The organism is Nocardioides sp. P4_G10 (assembly GCF_056401175.1).
Genome location: NZ_JBFUJV010000010.1, coordinates 134,592 through 146,419 on the forward strand (window position 1 = coordinate 134,592; position 11,828 = coordinate 146,419).

Genomic DNA, 11,828 nt, shown 5'->3' on the forward strand with positions numbered 1-11,828 from the left:
GTGCGTGTGGGGTGCCGAGGTCCGGTGTGGACCGACCAACCGGCTGCCAACCGGCCGGGCCTAGCGTCGGCCGCGAGTGATCCACCTCACACGCACGGAGGAGTCGCATGACCAAGATCCAACTCACCGTCGACGGAGCGTCGGTGTCCGACGACGTCGAGCCCCGGATGCTGCTGGTGCAGTACCTGCGGGAGAAGCTCGGCAAGACCGGAACCGTGATCGGGTGCGACACCTCCAACTGCGGGGCGTGCACCGTCCACCTCGACGGCACGAGCGTGAAGTCGTGCAACGTGCTCGCGGTGCAGGCCAACGGCCGCACCGTCACCACGATCGAGGGCCTCGCCGACACCGCCGAGGGTGAGCTGCACCCGGTGCAGGCGTCCTTCCGCGAGTGCCACGGCCTCCAGTGCGGCTTCTGCACGCCGGGGATGATCATGCAGGCCGTCGACCTCCTGGGCGAGAACCCGAACCCCACGGAGGAGGAGGTGCGGCTCGGCATGGAGGGCAACCTCTGCCGCTGCACCGGCTACCACAACATCGTCAGGAGCGTCCTCCACGCCGCCGGCTCCACCGAGGGGGCGAAGGCATGACCGCCACCCAGGACCGCCCGGTCGCCGAGATCGGCCGGGACCGGCGCCGCAAGGAGGACCAGCGGCTGATCACCGGGCGAACCCGGTGGACCGACAACATCACCCTCCCCGGGATGCTCCACCTCGCCATGGTGCGCAGCCCCTTCGCCCACGCGACCATCACCTCGATCGACGTCGAGGCCGCCAAGGCCTCGCCCAACGTGGTCACCGTGCTGACCGGCAAGGACTTCGGCGACGAGCTCGGCGTCTGCATCAACGCCTGGCCGATCACGCCCGACCAGAAGACGCCGACCCACTCGCCGATGCCCGCCGACCGGGTCGCCTTCGCCGGCGAGGTGGTGGCCGTCGTCGTGGCCCGCAGCGCCGCCGAGGCGCGCGACGCCGCGGAGCTCGTGGACGTCGAGTACGACGAGCTGCCCGCCGTGGTCGGGATCAAGAAGGCGCTCGAGGACGAGGTGCTCGCCCACCCCGACCTCGGCACCAACAAGTCCGCGTTGTGGGTCTTCGACTCCAACGAGGCCGGCACCGGCGGCGACGTCGAGGCCGCCATCGAGGACGCCCGCGCCAACGGGATCCTCATCGAGCGGGAGTACCGCCAGCAGCGGCTGATCCCGGCATTCATGGAGCCGCGAAGCGTGGTCGTGGACCCGACCGGTGAGCAGATCACCATGTGGTCGGCAACGCAGATCCCGCACATCCTGAGGTTCGCCCTGGCGGCCACCACCGGCGTACCCGAGTCGAAGATCCGGGTCATCGCCCCCGACGTCGGTGGTGGTTTCGGCGGCAAGCTGCAGACCACGCCCGAGGAGTGGATCGCCTGGGCCGTGGCACGCCGGCTCACCAAGCCGGTGAAGTACACCGAGACCCGCAGCGAGAGCCTGATGGCGGCCCACCACGGCCGCGACCAGGTGCAGACGCTGAGCCTCGCGGCCGACAAGGACGGCAAGGTCACCGCCCTCAAGGTGCACCTCGACGCCGATCTCGGCGCCTACATCGCGATCGTCGGCGGCGGTGTGCCCGTCCTCGGCGCCTTCATGTTCAACGCGATCTACAAGTTCCCGGCCTACCGCTTCGAGTGCCAGACCGTGCTGACCAACACCACGTTCACCGACGCCTACCGCGGCGCCGGCCGGCCCGAGGCGACGTACGCCATCGAGCGGTTGATGGACGAGCTGGCCGCCGAGGTCGGCGTGGACCCGCTGGAGATCCGCGAGCGCAACTGGATCACCCACGAGGAGTTCCCGTTCACCACGGTCGCGGGCCTGGAGTACGACTCCGGGAACTACGAGGCGGCCACGGCGAAGGCGAAGGAGTCCTTCGGCTACGACGCGCTGCGCGCGGAGCAGAAGGAGCGGCGCGAGCGCGGCGACCGGGTCCAGCTCGGCATCGGCGTGTCCACCTTCACCGAGATGTGCGGCCTCGCGCCCAGCCGGGTGCTCGGCAGCCTCGACTACGGCGCCGGCGGCTGGGAGCACGCGAGCGTGCGGATGCTGGCCACTGGCAAGGTCGAGATCGTCACCGGTGCGAGCGCGCACGGCCAGGGGCACGAGACGGCGTTCAGCCAGATCGTCGCCGACCGGCTCGGCGTGCCGTTCGAGGACGTCGAGGTGCTGCACGGCGACACGCAGGTCGCGCACCGCGGGCTGGACACCTACGGCTCACGCTCGCTCGTGGTCGGCGGCGAGGCGCTGGTGCAGGCGGTCGACAAGGTCATCGACAAGGCCAGGCACCTCGCCTCGCACCTGCTCGAGGCCAACCAGGACGACCTCGACTACGCCGGCGGCCGGTTCACCGTCCGCGGCACCGACCAGGGCGTCGCCATCCAGGAGCTCGCCACGGCGACGTTCACGGGGCACAACTACCCCGAGGACATGGAGCTCAGCATCGACGCCGAGGCGACGTACGACCCCGTCAACTTCAACTACCCGCACGGCACGCACCTGTGCGCCATGGAGGTCGACACCGAGACGGGCGCGGTGAAGATGCGGAAGTACACCTGCTGCGACGACATCGGCACGATCATCAACCCGCTCATCGTGGCCGGTCAGGTGCACGGCGGGCTGGTGCAGGGCATCGCCCAGGCGCTGTGGGAGGAGGCCGTCCACGACGAGGCCGGCACGCTGGTGAGCGGGTCGTTCGTCGACTACCTCCTGCCGACGTCGGCCGACACGATCTCGTTCGACGTCCAGCACACCCAGGAGCCGAGCGTCTGCACGACGAACTCGCTCGGCGCGAAGGGCGTCGGCGAGGCAGGCACGATCGCCTCGACCCCGGCTGTCGTCAACGCGGTCGTGGACGCCGTACGACACCTGGGCGTCCGCGACATCCAGATGCCGTGCACCCCGGAGCGGGTGTGGCGCGCGATCCACGCCAACGACGGCGACGCACCGACACCCCAGGCGGCGATGCCGCACTTCGAAGAAGGCGCCCTCAACCAGGACGAAGGAGCGGGCCAGTGATCCCCGTGGAGTTCGACTACCTCGCCCCGACGTCGGTCGAGGAGGCGCTCGCCGCACTCGGCCAGCACGGCGACGACGCGAAGATCTTGGCCGGCGGACAGAGCCTGCTGCCGGTCCTGCGGATGCGGCTCAACGCACCGGAGGTGGTGATCGACCTCGGCGGCATCTCCTCGCTGCGCGGCATCCGCGACGACGGCGACGCCCTCGTGATCGGTGCGATGACCACCCACCACGACGTGCGCGACGACAGCCTGGTCAAGGAGCACGCGCTCCTGCTGTCCAAGGCAGCCGCGGAGGTCGCGGACTCGCAGATCCGGCACCGCGGCACCTTCGGCGGCGCGCTGGCACACGCCGATCCCGCCGGTGACCTCGGTGCGCCGGCACTCGCGCTAGGCGCGCAGTTCGTCATCGCCGGTCCCGGTGGCACCCGCACGGTCGACGCCGCGGACTTCTTCGTCGACCTCTTCGAGACCGCCATCGGTGACGACGAGATCCTCACCGAGGTGCGGATCCCCAAGCACACGGGCTGGGGCGCGCACTACGAGAAGTTCGTGCGCGTGGCCCACCAGTGGCCCATCGTCGCGGTCGCCGCGACGGTGAAGGGATCGATCCACGAGGCGCGCGTGGGGCTGACCAACATGGGGTCCACGCCGCTGCGGGCGACCGCGACCGAGCAGGCCCTCGCCGGTGCCAGCGCGACGGAGGACGGCGTACGCGAGGCCTCGCAGCTCGCCGCCGAGGGGACCAACCCGCCCTCGGACCTCAACGGCGCCGCCGACTACCGCCAGCACCTCGCGCGGGTGCTGACCGGCCGGGCCGTGCTCAAGGCGRCGGGTGTGTAGATGGAGCTGAGCCACCGGTTCACCGTCCCGATCGGCGTCGAGGAGACCTGGGCGCACTTCAACGACATCGCCTCCGTCGCCGAGTGCTTCCCCGGCGCCCAGGTGACCGAGGCCGACGAGGAGTCGTTCTCCGGGTCGGTGAAGGTCAAGCTCGGCCCGATCGCGCTGGTGTACAACGGCAGCGGCACGTTCGTCGAGAAGGACGAAGAGGCCCACCGCTTCGTCGTCGACGCCAAGGGCAAGGACAAGCGCGGCAACGGCACGGCGGGTGCGAAGGTCACGGTCTCGATGGCCGAGGCCGGCGGCTCGACCGACGTGTCGGTGGAGACCGACCTGGCCATCACCGGCAAGCCGGCGCAGTTCGGGCGCGGGGTGATGCAGGACGTCTCCGACAAGCTGCTCGGGCAGTTCGTCGCCTGCCTCGAGCAGCGGCTGGCCGGGCCGACCGAGTCGGGCGACGCGACCGACTCGTCACCGGGCGCCGCGTCCCTGGTGGGCGTCGGCGGGCCTGCCGAGCCGCCGGTCGCGGCCGCGGGGAGTGCTGCGCAGCCATCGCCGCCCGTGCCTCCCGCGCCGCCCGCCCCACCGAAGCCGCCGCCGCGGGAGCCCGAGGCGCTCGACCTCGGCAGCGCAGTGCTCCCCGTGCTCGCCAAGTCGTACTGGAAGCAGGCGCTGGCCGCCCTCGTCGTGCTGGTGCTGCTGCGACGGCTGCTGCGGAGGTCGTGATCAGAAGACGTTGAGCGGGCGGAACTGGACCGACAGCCTCGGTCCGGAGTGGGCGACCTTGGGCACGGCGTGCTCCCAGGTGCGCTGGCACGACCCGCCCATCACGACCAGGTCGCCGTGGCCCATGGTCAGCGCGATCGACGCACCCCCGCCCCGCGGGCGCAGCAGCAGCCGGCGCGGGTCGCCGACGCTCACGATGGCGACCATGGTGTCGGCGGTGCGGCCGCGGCCGATCGTGTCGCCGTGCCACGCGACGGAGTCGCGACCGTCGCGGTAGTAGCAGCACCCGGCCGTCACGAACGGCTCACCGAGCTCGGGGAGGTAGTGCTCGCTGAGCGCCGTGCGCGCCCGGGTGAGCGCGGGATGGGGGAGCGGGTCGGCGGCGAGGTAGGTGTGCACCAGCCGCGGCACGTCGACCACGGCGTCGTACATCTCGCGCCGTTCGGCCCGCCAGGGCACGCGATCGACGAGTGCGGAAAACACGGTGTCGGGGTCGTGGAGCCAGTTGCGTTGGACATCGACCCACGCTCCGTGGGACAGCAGCCGACGCTCAGGAGACAGCACCGCGGAATCCGCGGTGGTGTCGGCGAACAGGGACGACTGGAAGTCCACGAGGCCCATGATACGCGATGAGTCGAACATCCGTTCGAACATCAAGAAATTGTCAAGGGTTTGCCACAGGCTTGGTCAATTTGCAGACTGCCGGTCCAGCCCAGTCATAGCCTGAGTGTCATGGAACCCGTGGACCTCGTCGTCCCGCGTCAGCGGGCACTGAAGCACGTCCAGGTCCGCGAGCACGTGAGGGGCCTCATCGAGACCCAGCCGCCCGGTTCCGCAGCCCCGTCCGAGCGCGAGCTCGTGGCCCGCTTCGGTGTCGCGCGGATGACCGTACGCCAAGCGCTCGACGCCCTCGTCGCCGAGGGCCTCCTCGAGCGGATCCCCGGCCGCGGCACGTTCGTCGCCCAGCCACCCCGGACCTCCGGCCGGCTCACCTCGTTCACCGAGGAGATCCGCCGCCGCGGGATGCTGCCGGAGTCGCAGACGCTCCTCGCCCGCGTGGAGCAGGCCGGCCCCGGCGTCGCGAGGGCGCTCGACATCTCGCCCGGTGACCCCGTGCTCCACTGGCGCCGCCTGCGCCGCGCCGACCAGGCGATCGTGTGCGTCGAGGACGCCTACCTCAACGAGGTCCTGCTGCCCGGCTTCCTCCAGCACGGCACCCCCACCAGTCTCTACGAGGCGCTCGGCGCCCGGGGCCTGCGCCCGACCGAGGTCGAGGACTCCATCAGCGCCGACCGCGCGAGCGCGGACGAGGCCGCGATCCTCGAGGTCGAGGAGGGTGACCCGGTGCTGCGCCACGCCCGCCGTGCCGTGTCCGACGGCCGCATCGTCGAGGTCTCGCGCACCTGCTACCGGCACGACCGCTTCACGGTCTACCTCCAGCTCAACGACCGCTGAGGCCCTCGAGCTTCGCGAGCTCGCGCTGGAGGTTCGCCCGCGCGGCGTCCTCCCACAGCTCGCGCGCGTGCGAGGTGCTGAAGAGGTGCGCCCGGGCGACCAGGTCACGCAGCACCGCTGCCCGGCCGGCCCGGAAGTCGGCGTCGCCGACGTGCGCGAAGTCCGCGCGCACCCCGGCCACGTAGGCGTCGTACCGCACCGGGGGCGCGGCCAGGATGCCCAGGTCCGCGTCGCTGAGCGCGGCGCCCGCCGGGTCGTCGTCGGCGGGGCGGTGCTCGACGGTCATCCGCACCAGCCGCGCCACCTCGTCCGCCCAGGTCGCCGGCAGCGCGCCCTCGGCCCAGCGGGCGGAGCGCTCCTCGTCGTCGTCGGCCCCGTCGTAGACGGCGTCGTGGAACCACGCCGCGAGGGCGACGGCGGTGCGGTCGAAGGGCGCGCCCGCCGCGGCCAGCACCTCGAGCCGGTCGAGCACCTCCTCGAGGTGGCGCAGGTCGTGGTAGCCGGACCGGTCCCAGGCCGCCAGCAGGTCGTCGCGGAGCGCGTGGTGGTCGGGCAGGGGCCAGCGGCCGGCGAGGCTCACCGCTGGGTCGCCTCGTGCAGCTCGCGCGCCTCGGCGTGGCCGGAGGCCATCGCCCATCGGATGGTCCGGGTGGCTGCGGCGCCCAGCACACGGTTGGTCACCCGGGGCACGGGCGGCAGCCGCAGCTCGCGGCGCGCGTCGGCCGGCAGCAGGCCGATGGCGGCCGAGGCGAGCGCGAGGTAGCCCGGGCGCGCCGCCACGGGGAGGTCGGGGTGCAGCAACAGGAAGCGGATCGCCTCGTGGGCGGCCGGGGTCCCGCGGAGCTCCGGGGCGTACGCCGCCAGCGTGGCGCTCAGGTCCCCCTCGGACCGCGGGGGGTCGATCACGCCGAGGTGCCCGGCCGCGACGGCGGCCTGGGCGACGTACTGGTCCCGCTCCGCCCCGACGAGCGGCCGGTGGCCGTAGCGGTCGTGCGCGACGAGGAAGCTGTGGATCTCGGCGGCGTGGACCCACCCGAGCAGGTGCGGGTCGGAGGCGGCGTACGGCGTGCCGTCGGGCATGGTGCCGGTCACCGACTCGTGCGCGCGCTGGACGGCGCGGATCATCTGCAGGGCGTCCTTCTCGGCGCCGAACGTGGTCATCGCGATGTAGGTCGAGACCTGCGCGAGCCGTCCCCACATGTCGCCGCGGTAGCCGGAGTGGTCGGCCACGCCCTGCATCGCGGCCGGGTGCAGGGACTGGAGCATGATCGCGCGGATGCCGCCCACGAACATCGAGGCGTCGCCGTGGACCCGGCCGATGGGGGAGTCGGGGGTGAACCACCGCGGGCCCGGCGTGCCGTGGACACGTTGCCGGTTGCGCGGGCCGTCGGGGCCGGCGACCTTGCTGAAGAGCTCGGCGCCGAGGCGGTCACGGAGGGTCACGCGGTCGAGGCTAGCCAAGCGTCCGAAGCGGCCCGCTGGTGGCGCCCGCTGCCTTTTGACTTCGAGTACTCGAAGTTCCTACCGTCGATGACATGACCAGCCACGCCCTGCCCCGCAGCTACTCCATCAAGGAGGCGGCAGCCCTCACCGGCCTGCCGGCCAGCACGCTGCGCTACTACGAGCAGATCGGGGTCATCGCCCCGATCAGCCGTGGCGCCAGCAGCGGGCACCGCGTCTACGACGACGAGGACCTGGACCAGCTCATGTGGGTCTCCTGCCTCGCCGCCACCGGGATGTCGGTGGGCGACATGCGCCTCTACATGGCCAACAACCGGCTCGGTGCGGACGTCGCCGCGGACCAGGAGCGGCTGCTGCGCGAGCAGCAGGAACGCCTCACGACCGAGGCCAGGGCACTGGTGCTCCGCCAGCGCTACGTGGACCTCAAGATCGCCTACTGGCAGGCGGTCCAGGAGGGTGACGCGGCGCGCAGCGAGCAGGTCTCCGACCAGGCGCGGGCGCTCGCCGACGAGCTCCGCGCGGTCACGCACGACCCGATCCACTGACCGGCCACACCCCGGTCAGCACCCCCACAGAAGGACGGACCAACCCCCATGCGCGTGAACGCCTACGCAGCCCCCTCGGCCGGCGAGCCGCTGGCCCCCACCACCATCGAGCGTCGCGAGGTCGGCGCCCACGACGTGCTCATCGCGATCGAGTACGCCGGCATCTGCCACTCCGACATCCACACCGTCAACGGCGACTGGGGCCCGCAGCCCTTCCCCGTCGTGCCGGGCCACGAGATCGTCGGCACCGTCCAGCAGGTCGGCGACGACGTCACCAGCCACCGCGTCGGCGACCGCGTCGGCGTGGGCTGCATGGTCAACTCGTGCGGCGAGTGCGACAACTGCCGCAACGGCGACGAGCAGTACTGCGTCAAGGGCATGATCGGCACCTATGCCGTCACCGACGTCGACGGCACCACCACCCAGGGTGGCTACTCCACGCACGTCGTCGTGGACGCCGGTTTCGTGCTCTCCGTGCCGGAGGGCCTCGACCCGGCGGCCGCCGCGCCGCTGCTGTGCGCCGGCATCACGACGTACTCCCCGCTGCGTCGCTGGAAGGCCGGCCCGGGCCGTCGCGTCGCCGTCGTCGGCCTCGGTGGCCTCGGCCACATGGCCGTGCAGATCGCCCACGCGATGGGTGCCGAGGTCACGGTGCTCTCGCAGTCGCTGAAGAAGCAGGAGGACGGCCTCCGGCTCGGGGCCGACCACTACTTCGCGACCTCGGACCCCGACACGTTCGAGGCCCTGGCCGGTCGCTTCGACCTCATCGTCAACACGGTGAGCGCCTCGATCGACGTCAACGCCCACCTCGGCCTGCTGGCCGTCGACGGCACCCTCGTCAACGTCGGCGCCCCGCCGGCGCCGCTGCCCGTCAACGCGATGTCGCTCATCGGCGGCCGGCGCTCCTTCGCCGGGTCGATGATCGGCGGCATCGCCGAGACCCAGGAGATGCTCGACTTCTGCGCCGAGCACGGCATCGCCGCCGAGGTCGAGGTGATCGGTGCCGACCAGGTCAACGAGGCGTACGAGCGGGTGCTGGCCTCCGACGTGCGCTACCGCTTCGTCATCGACACCAGCACGCTGGGCTGACGTCCCTGCTCGAAGGTCGCTCGTGCCCGCCGCGAGCGATCTTCGGGCCGGGCCCCGCGGCGGACCTGGGTCCGACGACTAGGCGGGGGACGGCAGGTCGCCGGCGTCGACGATCCGGTAGGCGTAGCCCTGCTCGGCGAGGAAGCGCTGCCGGTTCTGCGCGAAGTCGGCGTCCACGGTGTCGCGCGAGACGATCGTGTAGAAGTGCGCGCTGCGGCCTTCGGTCTTGGGGCGCAGCAGCCGCCCGAGCCGCTGGGCCTCCTCCTGGCGCGAGCCGAACGACCCGCTGACCTGGATCGCCACCTCGGCCGACGGCAGGTCGATGGAGAAGTTGGCGACCTTGCTCACCACGAGCAGGCCGACCTCGCCGGAGCGGAAGGCGTTGAACAGCCGCTGCCGCTCCTTGACCGGGGTCTCGCCCTTGATCACGGGGGCGTCAAGCATCTCGGCGATCTCGTCGAGCTGGTCGATGTACTGCCCGATCACCAGGGTGGGCTGGCCCGCGTGCTGCTGCACGAGGCGTCGTACGACGTCGATCTTGGCGTGGGTGCACGAGGCGAGGCGGTAGCGGGTGTCGGGGTCGCTGGTCGCGTAGGCCAGCCGCTCGCCGTCGGGCAGGCTCACGCGCACCTCGACGCAGTCGGCGGGCGCGATGTAGCCCTGCGCCTCGATGTCCTTCCACGGGGCGTCGTAGCGCTTGGGTCCGATGAGCGAGAAGACCTCGCCCTCCCGGCCGTCCTCGCGCACGAGGGTGGCGGTGAGGCCGAGCCGGCGACGCGCCTGCAGGTCGGCGGTCATCCGGAAGATCGGCGCCGGCAGCAGGTGCACCTCGTCGTAGACGATGAGGCCCCAGTCGCGGGCGTCGAGCAGCTCGAGGTGCGGGTAGACGCCCTTCCGCTTGGTCGTCAGCACCTGGTAGGTCGCGATCGTGACCGGACGGACCTCCTTGACGGCTCCGGAGTACTCGCCGATCTCGTCCTCGGTCAGTGAGGTGCGGGCGACCAGCTCGTCCTTCCACTGGCGTGCGCTGACCGTGTTGGTCACGAGGATGAGCGTGGTGGCGCCGACGTGGGCCATCGAGGCAGCACCGACGATCGTCTTGCCGGCGCCGCAGGGGAGCACCACGACGCCGGAGCCGCCGTCCCAGAAGGACTCGGCGGCCTCACGCTGGTAGGGGCGCAGCGTCCAGCCGTCCTCGGCGAGGTCGATGGCGTGCGCCTCGCCGTCGACGTAGCCCGCGAAGTCCTCGGCGGGCCAGCCGAGCTTGAGCAGCGCCTGCTTGAGGTTGCCGCGCTCACTGGGGTGGACCGCGACGGTGTCGTCGTCGAGCCGCGCTCCGAGCATCCCGGCGACCTTCTTCGCGCGGAGCACCTCCTCGAGCACCGGGCGGTCGATGGAGGACAGCACCAGGCCGTGGACGGGGTGCTTCTCCAGGCGCAGGCGCCCGTAGCGGCCCATCGTCTCGGCGACGTCGACGAGCAGGGCGTGCGGCACGGCGTAGCGCGACCAGGACAGCAGGGCGTCGACGACCTGCTCGGCGTCGTGCCCGGCGGCTCGCGCGTTCCAGAGCCCCAGCGGCGTCAAGCGGTAGGTGTGGATGTGCTCGGGCGAGCGCTCGAGCTCCGCGAACGGGGCGATCGCCTTGCGGGCCTCGGCGGCCGCGGGGTGGTCGACCTCGAGCAGCAGCGTCTTGTCCGACTGGACGATGAGTGGTCCGTCGTTCATCCGGTGGCCCTCACGAGGACGCCGCCGCGGCTCGGTCGGTGGCCGGTGCCTCCACCTGCTCGGCCCGACGCCGCGCGCGGAAGGCCGCGACGTTGGCGCGCGAGGAGCACCGGTCCGAGCAGTAGCGGCGCGACTGGTTGGGGGAGGTGTCGACGAAGACCTGGTCGCAGCGAGTCTCCGAGCAGATCCCGAGGCGGGTGGCGCCGAGGTCGCACACCAGGTTGGCCAGCCCCATCAGCGCCTCGCCGACCAGGAGCTCGGCGACGGAGGCCGCGCGGTTGGCCACGTGCATGTGGAGGTTGTCGGGGTCGTGGTCGGAGATCATCGGCGTGACCGGGTGCTCGGCGAGCAGGTCGTTGAGCGAGCTCACCACCAGTGCGACGTCGTCGACGTCGGAGGCCTCGAACACGGGCCGCAGCTCGGACTGGAAGGCCCGCACCGACTCGACGTCCCCCGCGACCACGGAGCGGTGCAGCCACGAGCGGTCGGCGAGGTGCTCGCGCAGCGCCTCCTCGTCGGCGAGGTCGGCGTTGACGAGCGATGCTGCGCGCTCGGCGTACCGGATGAAGTCCATCGTCCAAGTCTACGGAGGAGCCCACGCGGGCGTCAGGCGTGTCGGGGTGATCAGGCGCGGCGCACACCGGTGATGCGGTGGACGGCGAACTCCCGGACGTCGTCGGCGCGGTGGTCGTAGGCCGACAGCCGGCCGCCGTCGAGGCGGCGCGGGTCGACGACCCGCTCGCCGTTCGCGCCGTGGCCGTCGACGTAGCCGATGACCACGGTGCTGCCTGCCTCGATCGCATCCCGCAGGGCGGCCAGGGCATCCGACGGGGTCGTCGTCGCCTCGGCGCTCGCGGGCCGTGAGGACTCGGCGCGGTCGCCGGCGCGGATGGCCGTCGCCACCGCCTGGACCTGCGCCGCCTGCCGCGCCTCGAC

13 protein-coding genes are annotated in these 11,828 nt (G+C 72.0%); 7 read left to right on the top strand and 6 right to left on the bottom strand.

Translation table 11 applies throughout. The features are described 5' to 3' along the window. Positions 1 to 107: 107 nt before the first annotated feature. The 4 genes from AC1DP1_RS12685 to AC1DP1_RS12700 are packed head-to-tail and all read left to right on the top strand — an operon-like array spanning position 108 to position 4,617. Positions 108 to 590: a (2Fe-2S)-binding protein gene (locus AC1DP1_RS12685; RefSeq protein ID WP_477507150.1), complete on the top strand. Its 483-nt coding sequence runs from the start codon at positions 108 to 110 to the stop codon at positions 588 to 590. Beyond that, positions 587 to 3,049, top strand: coding sequence for a xanthine dehydrogenase family protein molybdopterin-binding subunit (locus tag AC1DP1_RS12690; RefSeq protein WP_457192034.1), 2,463 nt, complete (start codon positions 587 to 589; stop codon positions 3,047 to 3,049). The genes AC1DP1_RS12685 and AC1DP1_RS12690 overlap by 4 nt, the downstream gene beginning before the upstream one ends. Further along, a complete protein-coding gene (locus tag AC1DP1_RS12695) occupies positions 3,046 to 3,891 on the top strand; it encodes an FAD binding domain-containing protein (protein ID WP_477507151.1) in 846 nt (281 codons plus the stop codon). Before AC1DP1_RS12690 ends, AC1DP1_RS12695 begins: the two co-directional genes overlap by 4 nt. Further along, the gene (locus AC1DP1_RS12700; protein ID WP_477507152.1) at positions 3,892 to 4,617 is read left to right on the top strand and encodes an SRPBCC family protein; all 726 of its coding nucleotides are present in this window, start codon (positions 3,892 to 3,894) and stop codon (positions 4,615 to 4,617) included. On the opposite strand, the gene AC1DP1_RS12705 is transcribed toward AC1DP1_RS12700, so the two are convergent. Beyond that, on the bottom strand, positions 4,618 to 5,238 hold the full coding sequence (locus AC1DP1_RS12705; RefSeq protein ID WP_477507159.1) for an alpha-ketoglutarate-dependent dioxygenase AlkB: 621 nt from the start codon (positions 5,236 to 5,238) through the stop codon (positions 4,618 to 4,620). 111 nt (positions 5,239 to 5,349) lie between these two features. Between AC1DP1_RS12705 and AC1DP1_RS12710 the strand changes: the two genes are divergently transcribed. Further along, a complete protein-coding gene (locus tag AC1DP1_RS12710) occupies positions 5,350 to 6,072 on the top strand; it encodes a GntR family transcriptional regulator (RefSeq protein WP_457192041.1) in 723 nt (240 codons plus the stop codon). Here AC1DP1_RS12710 and AC1DP1_RS12715 read toward each other — a convergent pair. Both AC1DP1_RS12715 and AC1DP1_RS12720 read right to left on the bottom strand, forming a co-directional pair. Then, positions 6,059 to 6,652, bottom strand: coding sequence for an HD domain-containing protein (locus AC1DP1_RS12715; protein ID WP_477507153.1), 594 nt, complete (start codon positions 6,650 to 6,652; stop codon positions 6,059 to 6,061). The two genes, AC1DP1_RS12710 and AC1DP1_RS12715, sit on opposite strands and share 14 nt — an antisense overlap. Next, complete coding sequence (locus tag AC1DP1_RS12720; RefSeq protein ID WP_477507154.1) at positions 6,649 to 7,515, bottom strand: oxygenase MpaB family protein; 867 nt, start codon at positions 7,513 to 7,515, stop codon at positions 6,649 to 6,651. The genes AC1DP1_RS12715 and AC1DP1_RS12720 overlap by 4 nt, the downstream gene beginning before the upstream one ends. A gap of 92 nt (positions 7,516 to 7,607) precedes the next feature. Here AC1DP1_RS12720 and AC1DP1_RS12725 point away from each other — a divergent pair, with 92 nt between their 5' ends. Together AC1DP1_RS12725 and AC1DP1_RS12730 are read left to right on the top strand one after the other, a co-directional pair. After that, positions 7,608 to 8,078 carry a MerR family transcriptional regulator gene (locus tag AC1DP1_RS12725; RefSeq protein WP_477507155.1) on the top strand — a complete coding sequence of 157 codons (471 nt, stop codon included), beginning with the start codon at positions 7,608 to 7,610 and terminating at the stop codon, positions 8,076 to 8,078. Positions 8,079 to 8,126: 48 nt separating this feature from the next. Continuing rightward, positions 8,127 to 9,167 carry an NAD(P)-dependent alcohol dehydrogenase gene (locus tag AC1DP1_RS12730; protein WP_477507156.1) on the top strand — a complete coding sequence of 347 codons (1,041 nt, stop codon included), beginning with the start codon at positions 8,127 to 8,129 and terminating at the stop codon, positions 9,165 to 9,167. A gap of 78 nt (positions 9,168 to 9,245) precedes the next feature. Here the strand turns inward: AC1DP1_RS12730 and AC1DP1_RS12735 are convergent, their stop codons facing one another. The 3 genes from AC1DP1_RS12735 to AC1DP1_RS12745 form a co-directional block, all read right to left on the bottom strand. Next, positions 9,246 to 10,892 (bottom strand): DNA repair helicase XPB, encoded by a 1,647-nt coding sequence (locus tag AC1DP1_RS12735; RefSeq protein WP_457192050.1) that lies wholly within the window; start codon positions 10,890 to 10,892, stop codon positions 9,246 to 9,248. Positions 10,893 to 10,902: 10 nt separating this feature from the next. Continuing rightward, entirely contained in the window at positions 10,903 to 11,466 is a 564-nt protein-coding gene (locus AC1DP1_RS12740; protein WP_477507157.1) for a CGNR zinc finger domain-containing protein, read from the bottom strand. Positions 11,467 to 11,516: 50 nt separating this feature from the next. Further along, positions 11,517 to 11,828: WYL domain-containing protein (locus tag AC1DP1_RS12745; protein WP_477507158.1), on the bottom strand; the 312-nt coding region annotated here is incomplete at its 5' end.

What these genes read in the sequence shown, in the direction of transcription:
- AC1DP1_RS12685 (WP_477507150.1), top strand. Translation starts at nt 108, where the DNA reads ATGACCAAGATCCAACTCACCGTCGACGGAGCGTCGGTGTCCGACGAC.
- AC1DP1_RS12690 (WP_457192034.1), top strand. Translation starts at nt 587, where the DNA reads ATGACCGCCACCCAGGACCGCCCGGTCGCCGAGATCGGCCGGGACCGG.
- AC1DP1_RS12700 (WP_477507152.1), top strand. Translation starts at nt 3,892, where the DNA reads ATGGAGCTGAGCCACCGGTTCACCGTCCCGATCGGCGTCGAGGAGACC.
- AC1DP1_RS12705 (WP_477507159.1), bottom strand. Translation starts at nt 5,238, where the DNA reads ATGGGCCTCGTGGACTTCCAGTCGTCCCTGTTCGCCGACACCACCGCG.
- AC1DP1_RS12710 (WP_457192041.1), top strand. Translation starts at nt 5,350, where the DNA reads ATGGAACCCGTGGACCTCGTCGTCCCGCGTCAGCGGGCACTGAAGCAC.
- AC1DP1_RS12725 (WP_477507155.1), top strand. Translation starts at nt 7,608, where the DNA reads ATGACCAGCCACGCCCTGCCCCGCAGCTACTCCATCAAGGAGGCGGCA.
- AC1DP1_RS12730 (WP_477507156.1), top strand. Translation starts at nt 8,127, where the DNA reads ATGCGCGTGAACGCCTACGCAGCCCCCTCGGCCGGCGAGCCGCTGGCC.
- AC1DP1_RS12735 (WP_457192050.1), bottom strand. Translation starts at nt 10,892, where the DNA reads ATGAACGACGGACCACTCATCGTCCAGTCGGACAAGACGCTGCTGCTC.
- AC1DP1_RS12740 (WP_477507157.1), bottom strand. Translation starts at nt 11,466, where the DNA reads ATGGACTTCATCCGGTACGCCGAGCGCGCAGCATCGCTCGTCAACGCC.